Origin of the sequence: Streptococcus dentapri (assembly GCF_042649885.1) — a bacterium.
In the GTDB taxonomy this organism is placed as follows: Bacteria; Bacillota; Bacilli; order Lactobacillales; family Streptococcaceae; genus Streptococcus; species Streptococcus dentapri.
The window spans coordinates 42,327-53,360 of sequence record NZ_JBHSAC010000026.1 but is presented as its reverse complement, the minus strand read 5'-3'; the positions used below and the strand labels follow the sequence as shown (position 1 = coordinate 53,360).

The following is an 11,034-nucleotide window of genomic DNA, read 5'->3' as shown; positions in this document are numbered from 1 at the left end:
TAGAATTCAACAGAGATTAAACGACCTGTCTCCTGTAGAGTACAGAAAACTGGCCGCATAAATGTGTTTTTTCTTCTGTCCCATTATGTGGGTGCAGTGTCTATCTTCATGAACTCGCGTCTTTTTAGACCTATAGTGTCTGCAGTGAGTTAATCTACTAGAAGTATTGTAAAATTTTTATCTATCCAAAATCTGCATGACTCATAATGAAAAGCATCCCAAATTTGATCGCTTGATAACTCAATCTCATATTTAATACAAGTTAAACTAGAAGCCTCTGACAAGTTCATCAAAGATATAAAATACCAAATTCTTAGCTTTTGAAATTTCAAGAATTTTTAAAATCAAAATTTTCTTTGCTTTGGACACATCAAAAAAGAGAACCAATCTGATTCTCTCTCGTGCTTAACGATAAGTCACCCACTACAGTTGACAAAGAGCCGTAAAAATCCAGAACTTAAGGTTCTGGACAGTGTTCTCTATTCAACTGTTACGGCTTTTGCTAAATTACGTGGCTTATCAACATCAAGACCACGTTGCAGAGAAGCAAAGTAGGCAATCAACTGCGTTGGAATAACCATTGAGATACTAGCAAGATAAGGGTGTACCGTATTGACAATGATATCATCTGTATCAGTTGCCAAATCTTCCTCAACAATCGTCAAGACGCTGGCACCACGAGCAGCCACTTCTTGGATATTACCACGCGTATGGGCGGCCACAGCCTCACTTGATGAGATAAGAGCCAAAACGGGTACTCCTTCTTCAATCAGTGAGATGGTACCATGTTTCAATTCACCCGCTGCAAAACCTTCACATTGAATATAAGAAATTTCTTTCAATTTCAGTGAAGCTTCCATAGCTACATAATAATCGTTTCCGCGCCCAATATAGAAAGCATTGCGACTAGTTGGCAATAATTTGGCAACCTTCTCTGAAATCTGCTCTTTTTCAGATAGAGTGGATTCAATAGATTGAGCCGCAATAGAAAGTTCATGAACCAAATCAAATTCAATAGCCTCTTTCTTACCATTGGCTTCACCAACAGCCTTAGCTAAGAAAGCCAGAGCAGCAATTTGGGCTGTATAAGCCTTAGTAGAAGCTACGGCAATTTCAGGTCCCGCATGAAGCAACATGGTATAAGTTGCTTCACGTGATAGAGTTGACCCTGGAACATTGGTGATTGTTAAACTTGGAATATCAGCTGCATTAGCCTTAACCAAAACTTGACGACTATCAGCCGTTTCACCAGATTGGCTGAGTAGGACAAACATAGGCTTCTCACTTAAAAGTGGCATGTTGTAACCCCACTCAGAGGCCACACCAATTTCAACAGGAGTATCTGTTAATTTCTCAAACATTGACTTGGCTGCAAAACCGGCATTGTAAGAAGTTCCAGCAGCTAAAATATAGATACGGTCCGCTTCTTGAACAGATTTAACAATCGCAGAATCAATGTTCATATTACCTTCAGCATCCGCATATGTATTAATCAATTTGCGCATAACTGTTGGCTGCTCATCAATTTCCTTGAGCATATAGAATGGGTAAGTTCCTTTACCGATATCTGAGAGATCTAACTCAGCTATATAGCTATCACGCTTTTGAACATAACCTTCATAATCCTGAACTTCAACACTATTAGCTTTAACAATAACTAGTTCCTTATCATGGATTTCCATAAATTGATTAGTTTCACGAATCATAGCCATAGCATCGGAACAAACCATGTTATAGCCATCACCTAAACCAATCAAAAGAGGAGATTTATTTTTAGCGACATAGATTGTTTCTGGATCTTTTGTATCCATCAAAGCAAAAGCATAAGAACCTTCAATGATTGATAGAGCTTTTTTGAAGGCCGAGAGAACATCTAGTTGATCTTCTTCAACAAATTTACCAATCAAATGAACGGCAATTTCAGTATCTGTTTGGCCCTTAAAATCATGATCAGTAAGATAAACCTTTTTAATTTCAAGGTAATTTTCAATCACACCGTTATGCACCAAAGTAAAACGTCCTGTTTGTGATTGATGGGGGTGAGCATTAACTTCACTAGCTGGACCGTGAGTTGCCCAGCGGGTATGACCGATACCAGCTTTACCAACTGTATCACCTGCCTTGGCTCTCAACTCGGCAATACGACCGACAGCTTTAATCAAGTGATTAGTCTTTCCATCTGTTACATAGATACCTGCTGAATCATAACCACGATATTCCAATTTTTCCAAACCTTGAATCAAAATATCAGTTGCCTGATCATTTCCTACAACGCCAACAATTCCACACATATTCTTAATCGATAGCTTGAGCTACCTCTCCTTTAAATTTATTTCGCTTCAAATTGGTATAGTCAAATATCAAAATCAATTACGATAAATACAGTATATTTAAATGTTTTCAATTTGTCAAGAGAAAAATTGGTATAGTTCAATGATGTCACTATAAAACTAATTATTGACAGACTGTGGCTAGACTTGCAGTATTAAAATTGCTCATGAAAATAATTAAAGACATAAAAAAAGAGGAGCTCCGCTACTCCACTGTTACAAAGCCAAATCTGTCTAAAGGTAAAATTCTAAAGGAGATGACACCTTTAATCTGTTCCTTTGAGATAAAGCCAAAGGTACGACTATCTTTTTTATCTCGACGATTATCATTTAAAATAAGGTAGGAATTCTTAGGAATTTTGTTAAGATTGTCTTTTCCACTGATAGTCTGAGTAGTGAAATCATCTGTAAATAATTGTCCCGGCTGCGCTGTTTTCATAAAGTCAGCCTTTTGTCTTTTAAGATAATCTTCTTCTTTAACTTCACCATCAACATAGAGGACATCATCCATGGATGTTACCGTCTGACCGGGCTGAGCAACAATACGACCCATATATTCTTTTCCATCAATTGTATAGACTACAAAATCCTTATCAAGGACTGATCGCCTAGTAGCAACGGTTACTAAATCACCCGATTTAAGATACGAGTTGGCTGTTTTATCAGTTATTTTAAAGGTTGAAAAGAAAAAGATGCGCACCAAAATCAGGGCTAAGATAATTACTAAAAAAATGATAATATCTCTTATAAGATCACGTCTAGCCATATAAACTCCTTTTAATCTCTTATATTATAACACGTATAAAGAAAATACAAAAGGTAAATGACCAGCAAATAATCAACAAAAAATTAGCTGATATTCATTAAATAAGGCAAGAAAAAAAGAGCCGCATTCAGCGACTCTTTTTTAGATTACTTATTTGACAGTGCGAACACGCATTGTATTGGTACCACCTGAACCAACTGGAACACCAGCTACGATAACAATGTCATCGCCTGATTCAACAAGACCTGAAGCGATAGCTGCTTTCTCAGCAACATCAAACATGTCATCTGTTGATGCTGGACGCTCTGTTACTACTGGAATAACACCCCAGTTGAGCATCAATGATTTTTGTGTAATTTCATCGAAAGTTACCGCCAAGATATCAGCTTCTGGACGATATTTAGAAATCAAACGTGCTGTGTTACCAGACTCTGTTAAAGCAACAACTAATTTGATATTCATTGAGTTTGTGGCATCTTTTACAGCTGAAGCAACAACTTCTGTCTTAGTTGAACGTTCAAATTTGGAAGAATCCAAACGGCCATATTCGCTAAGAAGCGTTTGGGCATTCTTATCGATTGTAGCCATTGTACGAACAGATTCTCTTGGATATTTACCGTTAGCAGATTCACCTGAAAGCATAGTTGCATCCGTACCATCAATAACAGCATTGAAGACATCAGATACTTCGGAACGTGTTGCACGTGGTTTATCAGTCATTGTTTCCAACATGTTAGTAGCTGTAACAACGATTTTACCAGCTGTGTTAACTTTAGTGATGATCATTTTTTGGTAAACAGGGACCATTTCAAATGGAACTTCGATACCCATATCTCCACGTGCAATCATGATACCGTCAGCAGCATCAATGATTTCATCAATGTTGTCAATACCTTGTTGATTTTCAATTTTAGCCAAGAGTTTAACATGACTATTACCAGTTTCTTCACAGATAGCACGAACAGCTTCTACATCAGCAGCCGTACGAACAAATGAGATAGCGATAAAGTTCAAACCGTTTGAAAGACCGAAACGAATATCCGCATCATCACGTTCTGCAAGTGATGGGAAAGGAATGTTGGTATAAGGGATATTAACCCCTTTTTGCTTAGCAATGATACCATCATTTTCAACTTCAACTTCAAATTCACGTTTGTCAGTATCTTTACCAACGACACGAAGACCAAGTTTACCATCATCGATAAGAACTTGTTTACCAATTTCAACATCGTCAAAAATATCAAGAGCTCCGGCAACGTTCAAAGCAATAACATCTTTAGTTGATTGAATACCTTGTTTAGTTGCGACACGAATTTTATCACCAGTTTTATAAGAGTATTCTTTAGCATCATCCGCAAACAATTCTGTACGGATTTCAGGTCCTTTAGTATCAAGCAAGAAACCAACTTTTTGACCAGCAATTTCTTCTGCTTGACGGACAACATCCATACGTTCACCTTGTTCTGCATGGTCACCGTGTGAGAAGTTGAAACGGAAAACATTAGCACCTTCGCTGATTAAGTTAGCAATATTTTGTGCCGACGCTTCATGGTCGAGATTTTCACCCCAATAACCATCATCACCGAATTTTTTACCACCACGGATTTCTACCGCAGGACCAAGTGTTGCAACGATTTTTACGCGTTTATTCATGATAAATATGAACTCCCTCTATTTTTTATCCCCTTTGGGATGGAATTAACTAGAATTGATAAATAATTAGAATTAAGTGATTAGTAAGTCAAATCACGAGCCAGATCAGCAAAATCAAGGCGAGCCTTATGAGGATTATTAACAATAATCTTATCACCATCAAGTGAGAACAAAGCACCTTCCTCTGCTGTACCAAGGATTGGGCTTTCTACCAAGCTTTCATTGTGAATACCGATTGCAAGTCCACCACGTCCTTCTTTTAAAAGCTCAACAGCATGAGCACCCATCCAAGATGCGAGAACACGGTCACGAACACTAGGTGTGCCACCGCGAACAATGTGACCGAGATCAATTGTACGAAGATCGCTAGTATCCCCAGCTTCCTTCATTTTAGCCGCAAATTCTTCGGCCTTCATCACACCTTCAGCCAAAACGATGATGTGGCGTTTTTTACCTTTATTCTCATAACCATCTTTGACTTTGGCAACCACGTCCTTGAAAGTGAAATCTTCTTCTGGCACAATAATTTGATCAGCACCAGTAGCGATACCAGACCAAAGAGCAATATCACCAGCATTGCGTCCCATAACTTCAACAACAAAAGTGCGGCCGTGACTATAAGCTGTGTCACGAATTTTATCCAAAGCATCTGCCGCTGTCGTCACAGCTGTGTCAAACCCGATTGTATAGTCCGTTCCCACAATATCATTATCAATTGTGCCGGGAAGACCAACAGCTGGGAAGCCATGTTCAGTCAGACGCATAGCACCATGATAAGAACCATCACCACCGATAACTACAACGCCTTCAATGCCCTTGTTTTTAAGTTGCTCAATTCCTTTTAGTTGCCCCTCAAGAGTGGCAAATTCAGGGTAACGGGCTGATTGTAAGAAGGTCCCACCACGATTGATAATGTTAGTCACGCCTTGGGTATCAAATTGGAATATATCTCCTTCAACCATACCAGCATAACCACGATTAATGCCAAAGACTTCCATGCCCTCGGCGATTGCTTTACGAACAACTGCACGAATAGCAGCGTTCATGCCAGGAGCGTCACCGCCACTGGTCAAAACAGCAATACGTTTCATTCTACCTGATACTCCTTTTTAATTTTTAACCCTTTTATTATAGCATATTCATTTTTAAAATGCTCTTATTTCAGAATTTTTTTAATGAAAAACCGTTTTCATGACATAGCTTTTCAGGTCTTCTTGGAGTTGGGAAGATTTACTGACAAAATACTTCTGACTCTGGATAGTCTGATTGCTATCCTGATAGTGGAGGACAACTGGAATAGAACCTGGATAGGCTTGCAAAACTTCTGCAACTAGCTGATCCTGTTCATTATCTGCCAGCTGAATCCAAAATTTCTCTGTCGTAGCAGGAGTAATAGTCTGTAAGACTAATTGCAGGCGGTCATCACGCACCTGAGTACGACCGATCATATAAAAAATCTCACCTTCTTTTAAATACTCCTGCCATTTGGTAAAGGCCGCAGGGAAGACCGTCACCTCAAGCTTTTGCTTGGTATCTGTAAGAGTTACAAAGGCCATTTGCTCACCCTTGGATTTGGTTCGGATGACACGCACAGCCTCAATCTGCCCTAAAACACGTGCCTGGCTGTTCACCACCAGTTCCTCAAAAGGGGTATATGTGCCCTTTAATTCTTGCGCAATAGAAACCAGTGGATGTGGACTGAGGCCTACGCCCAACAATTTCAATTCCATATCGTATTTCTGACTGGCGCTATAATCCTCCGCTTCAGTCCAGCTGTAAGATGAATCCGCAAAGAGGCTCCCCAGTTCATGAACAAAGGTAAAAAGATTTTCCAGGTTTTCTTCAATTTTACGACGATTGGGATCAAAAAAATCAAAGAGACCAATCTGAATCAAGGGGCGAATAAAATCAGCCTTTTGGTAATTCTCAGGAAGCTTGGTCAAAAAGTCTTCAACCGATGAGAAGGGACGATTTTCAATGATCCAATAACCTAAATCTCTAGGGAAGCCCTTAATGTTTTTCATTCCCATATAAATTAGGCCATCTGAAATTTTATCACCATAAGGGATATTATTGATGGAGAGTTTGCCTACCTTAAAGTCAGCTTGAAGAGCGTCGGTAATGTAGTCACTACTTGAATAATTGAGCATGACATCGTAGAAAATGGACGGGTAGTGAGCCTTGAAATAAGCTAATTGGAAGGCCAGAGCCGAGTATGCAAAGGCGTGACTACGGTTAAAACCGTAGCCAGCAAACTTAGCCATGCGGCCAAAGAGTTCCTTGGCAGTTTCTGGATTGCGTCCCAATTCCTCAGAACCCTGCAGAAAGTCAGCTTCCATCTTCTGCATTTCAACAGGGTTCTTTTTAGACATAGCGCGCCGAAGCAAATCTGCTTTCCCCAGTGTAAAACCAGCAAAAATCTGGGCAATTTGCATAACTTGCTCTTGATAGAGCATAATACCATAAGTCGGCTCCAAAATGGGAGCGACGATTGAATCGATTAAATCGACAGTCTCACTACCATATTTACGATTGATAAAATTCTCAGTATAATCACTAGCTCCTGGCCGATTCAGACTGGTTGTTGCTACGACTTCTTCAAAGCGTGAGGGTTTGATTCGTCGCAACAGATTGATGGCCCCTGCCTGCTCGAATTGAAAAATTCCCTTAGTTTTACCAGCAGCAAAGAGGGCCAAGGTATCAGGGTCCTCCAAATCAATGGCTTTTATATCAATCTCTATTCCTTTTTCTTCAGCCAATTTTTCAGCCATCCGCTGGACAAAGGTCAGATTGCGCAAACCTAGGAAATCCATCTTAAGCAGGCCATTGGCTTCGATACTCCCCGCATCATATTGGGTAATCATCATATCTTCACCCGCTTTGAGTGGAATATGATCAGTCAAATCATCATCACTCATGACAATCCCCGCAGCATGGATAGAGGTCTGTCGCGGACGTCCTTCTATCTTCTTAGCAATGGCAAAAGCCTTTTGATACTCCACCTTACTATTGATGATTTGACGAAAGGACATATTCTTTTCGTAGGCTGTCTCTAAATCATCCCGAAAACTAATTTTACGCGTGATGTTGGTCAACTCAAATTCAGTAGCCCCAAAACGTTTGAAAACGTCTCGAATGGCTTGCTTGGCGCCAAAGGTTGAAAAAGTTACAATCTGAGCCGAATGGTGACTACCATAGCGGTCACGAACATAATGAAGAAATTCACCACGGTAAACGTCTGGTAAATCAATATCAATATCAGGCATGCTGTAACGTTCTTCATTGAGAAAGCGCTCAAATAGGAGGTTGTTTTTGACGGGATCAATACCTGTAATATCCAAGGCAAAGGCGACTAGACTACCCGCGGCAGAACCCCGCCCCATCCCCATGTAATAACGGCGACTGCGTCCAAAACGCAACAAATCCCAGACGATTAAAAAGTAATCATCAAATCCCATTTTATGGATGATTGTTAATTCTCGCTCCAAGCGCTCTTGATAGTTTGGCAGATCTAACCCTTTGTCTTTGAGTCCCTGCTCTACCCGCTCCCGCAATTCAAGTACCGCTTTCTTATGGCGGTTAAAGCGAGGTAATTTCAACTGATGATCAAACTGATAAGAAATATCTACCAATAAGTTATCAAGGTTGTTCAGACTTTCAGGAAATCTTTCCAGAAAGACTTGCTCCATAGTGTCACGTGGGTAAAGGAGCTGACGAGGTGCTAAAGGAGCAACATCTTTTAAGGGTAGATTATCACGGATGGCATGCAAGACCTGCAGAGTTTCTCTATCACCTTCCTCAAAATAGCGCACCGTATGCAGAGGCAAAATTGGCTTAGGATAAGCGATTTGTGGACTATCGAAGCTAACACCAATGTAGTAGTCAAAAGGAAAATCCTCATCCTCAATACCTTCAAAATAAGGTAAAATAACCGCTACTCCCGCTAAATAGTCGGACAGCGCCTCAAGCTGAAGCCCTTCACTCATCTTTAAAGTCGATAATTTAAGCAAATTTTTATAGCCTTCAGTATTCAGGGCTAACAAATCTACTTGGACTAATTGTTCCTCCTTGTGAAAACTAAACTCAAGACCAATCATTGGTTGTAATCCTTGAGCCTTAGCTTCTACGGCAAAATGATAGGCAGCATACAGATTGTCCTTATCCATAATCCCCAAATGGCTGTAACCCATATCTTTAGCACGGCTCACATAGGATTTTAAGTCAACCAAACTATCCATAAAACTGTAAACTGTTTTGGTGTCTAAGGGGGCAAACATAGCACTATCCTTTCTTAAATGTGGCTTTCTACTATTATACTATGAATATCTGTTTTTTTCTCTTCAAAGCCCTGAAATAATGCGATTTATTACTAATTAGTTAGTTCAATTACTTGAAATTTTCAAATATTTTCTGTATCATTTATCTATAACAATTATTAGTTATTGGGAGAGAGGAGATACTATGGCTTGGATATTTGATGAAAAATCACCTATCTATCTGCAAATTGCTAAAAATATCAAAATTAAAATTATTGGTCATGAAATCAAACAGGGAGAGCAATTGCCAACCGTTCGTGATTACGCTGAGGAGGCCGGAGTCAATCCCAACACTATGCAGCGAGCTTTCATTGAATTGGAACACGAAGGTATGGTCTATTCAAGACGGACAGCCGGACGCTTTGTAACAGAGGATCCTGTTCTAATCGAAAAAAAACGCTCTGAATTGGCGAAAGACGAGCTAGCAAATTTTATATCTAATATGAAGAATATCGGATTTTCAAACCAAGAAATTCTAGCAGAGACCGAAAATTATATTAAGGAGACAAACTAATGGAGAAATTATTGCAAGTACACCATGTCTCAAAGTCCTATGGGAAAATGCAAGCGCTCAACGATGTGAGCTTAACCATTCCCAGTGGGAAAATCATTGGGCTCTTAGGACCAAACGGGAGCGGAAAAACAACCCTCATTAAGTTGATCAACGGCCTCTTAAAACAAACGAGCGGTGAGATTGTCATCAATAGCTTCCACCCTTCTTTGGCAACTAAAAAAATTATTTCCTACCTACCAGATACGAGCTATCTCGATGAAAATCTAACTATTCAAAATACCTTAAATTTTTTCCAAGATTTTTATGAAGATTTTGACCGTCAAAAAGCTGAACAGCTTTTAAGTGATCTCAATCTCAACACCAAGGAAAAGCTTAAAAATCTTTCCAAGGGGAATAAAGAAAAGGTTCAGCTGGTACTCGTAATGAGCCGTCAGGCCAAACTCTACATCTTGGACGAACCTATTGGAGGAGTTGACCCTGCTGCACGTGAGTATATTTTGCGTACCATTATCAATAACTATTCTGATGAGGCTTCGGTTATCATATCTACCCACCTGATTGCCGATATTGAGCCCGTTTTAGATGATGTCATCTTTATCAAGGAAGGTAGTATTATCCTTGAAGGAAACGCCGATGATATCCGCTCTGAACACGGGAAATCCCTCGATGCCCTTTTCAAAGACTTGTTCCGCAATTAGGAGGTCCTCATGTTAGCAAAACTATTCAAATATGAATTTAAAACAATTGGCAACTGGTATTTAGCCATAAATGCACTCATTCTGCTGTTCAGCCTTATCACCGCCGTTTTTACGGCAATGCTGCCTTTCAAACCTGGAGAACTCACACTAAATTTATTAGTTTTAGCTGGACTTGCCTTAATCACTGGACAATTCCTTGCTACCCTTATTTTAATCATCCGCCGCTTCTACACTAACCTTTTAGGACGTGAAGGCTATTTAACCTTGACGCTACCAGTAACCTGCCACCAATTGATTATCTCTAAACTACTGGTGGCCTCAATCCTAACGATAGTCAATTACCTTATCTTGGCTATAGGGGGACTTATTATTTGGAGTGGTCTAAAATTTAATCCTTCCCTCCTCCATACAATAACTATAACATCAGACTTTAATAATATTCTTTACTTTTTATCCTATTTTTTTATAGGAACTATATCAAGTATTCTAGACATTTATTTGGCGATTGCCATCGGCCAATTATTTAGAAACCATCGCATCAGTATGGCCATTGTTAGCTACATTATCATTACAGCTCTCATATTTATTATGGAACCTATATTTGGTCTCAACAACCCGAGCCCTGATATTGATTCCAATATGCCCAAACTGTTGGCAATCGATATTCTCTTCAGTATCATTAATTACTCAGGTACCCATTATATCATTAAAAATAAACTGGATATCCAATAAAAAAAGCCTCTAAAGGCTTTTTTTA

General features: G+C 39.5%; 8 protein-coding genes. 3 read left to right on the top strand and 5 right to left on the bottom strand.

The features are described 5' to 3' along the window. Positions 1-479: 479 nt before the first annotated feature. The 5 genes from glmS to ACFOSE_RS03115 form a co-directional block, all read right to left on the bottom strand. Positions 480-2,291 carry a glutamine--fructose-6-phosphate transaminase (isomerizing) gene (gene glmS / locus ACFOSE_RS03135; protein ID WP_380430379.1) on the bottom strand — a complete coding sequence of 604 codons (1,812 nt, stop codon included), beginning with the start codon at positions 2,289-2,291 and terminating at the stop codon, positions 480-482. A gap of 244 nt (positions 2,292-2,535) precedes the next feature. Further along, positions 2,536-3,096, bottom strand: coding sequence for a signal peptidase I (gene lepB, locus ACFOSE_RS03130; protein WP_380430376.1), 561 nt, complete (start codon positions 3,094-3,096; stop codon positions 2,536-2,538). A gap of 150 nt (positions 3,097-3,246) precedes the next feature. Continuing rightward, complete coding sequence (gene pyk / locus ACFOSE_RS03125; protein ID WP_380430374.1) at positions 3,247-4,749, bottom strand: pyruvate kinase; 1,503 nt, start codon at positions 4,747-4,749, stop codon at positions 3,247-3,249. 80 nt (positions 4,750-4,829) lie between these two features. Next, positions 4,830-5,840 carry a 6-phosphofructokinase gene (gene pfkA / locus ACFOSE_RS03120; protein ID WP_380430371.1) on the bottom strand — a complete coding sequence of 337 codons (1,011 nt, stop codon included), beginning with the start codon at positions 5,838-5,840 and terminating at the stop codon, positions 4,830-4,832. Between the two features lie 81 nt (positions 5,841-5,921). Beyond that, on the bottom strand, positions 5,922-9,026 hold the full coding sequence (locus ACFOSE_RS03115) for a DNA polymerase III subunit alpha (protein WP_380430368.1): 3,105 nt from the start codon (positions 9,024-9,026) through the stop codon (positions 5,922-5,924). Between the two features lie 184 nt (positions 9,027-9,210). Between ACFOSE_RS03115 and ACFOSE_RS03110 the strand changes: the two genes are divergently transcribed. Genes ACFOSE_RS03110 through ACFOSE_RS03100 form a run of 3 tightly spaced genes read left to right on the top strand, consistent with a single transcriptional unit; the run spans position 9,211 to position 11,009 of the window. Beyond that, positions 9,211-9,579: a GntR family transcriptional regulator gene (locus ACFOSE_RS03110; protein WP_380430366.1), complete on the top strand. Its 369-nt coding sequence runs from the start codon at positions 9,211-9,213 to the stop codon at positions 9,577-9,579. Continuing rightward, a complete protein-coding gene (locus tag ACFOSE_RS03105; protein ID WP_380430363.1) occupies positions 9,579-10,277 on the top strand; it encodes an ABC transporter ATP-binding protein in 699 nt (232 codons plus the stop codon). The genes ACFOSE_RS03110 and ACFOSE_RS03105 overlap by 1 nt, the downstream gene beginning before the upstream one ends. 9 nt (positions 10,278-10,286) lie before the next feature. After that, the gene (locus tag ACFOSE_RS03100; RefSeq protein WP_380430361.1) at positions 10,287-11,009 is read left to right on the top strand and encodes a hypothetical protein; all 723 of its coding nucleotides are present in this window, start codon (positions 10,287-10,289) and stop codon (positions 11,007-11,009) included. Positions 11,010-11,034: the final 25 nt, after the last annotated feature.

Bases quoted from the DNA above. Each gene is read 5' to 3' on its own strand.
- pfkA (WP_380430371.1), bottom strand. From the start codon at position 5,840: ATGAAACGTATTGCTGTTTTGACCAGTGGCGGTGACGCTCCTGGCATG.
- ACFOSE_RS03115 (WP_380430368.1), bottom strand. From the start codon at position 9,026: ATGTTTGCCCCCTTAGACACCAAAACAGTTTACAGTTTTATGGATAGT.
- ACFOSE_RS03110 (WP_380430366.1), top strand. From the start codon at position 9,211: ATGGCTTGGATATTTGATGAAAAATCACCTATCTATCTGCAAATTGCT.
- glmS (WP_380430379.1), bottom strand. From the start codon at position 2,291: ATGTGTGGAATTGTTGGCGTTGTAGGAAATGATCAGGCAACTGATATT.
- ACFOSE_RS03100 (WP_380430361.1), top strand. From the start codon at position 10,287: ATGTTAGCAAAACTATTCAAATATGAATTTAAAACAATTGGCAACTGG.
- ACFOSE_RS03105 (WP_380430363.1), top strand. From the start codon at position 9,579: ATGGAGAAATTATTGCAAGTACACCATGTCTCAAAGTCCTATGGGAAA.
- pyk (WP_380430374.1), bottom strand. From the start codon at position 4,749: ATGAATAAACGCGTAAAAATCGTTGCAACACTTGGTCCTGCGGTAGAA.
- lepB (WP_380430376.1), bottom strand. From the start codon at position 3,096: ATGGCTAGACGTGATCTTATAAGAGATATTATCATTTTTTTAGTAATT.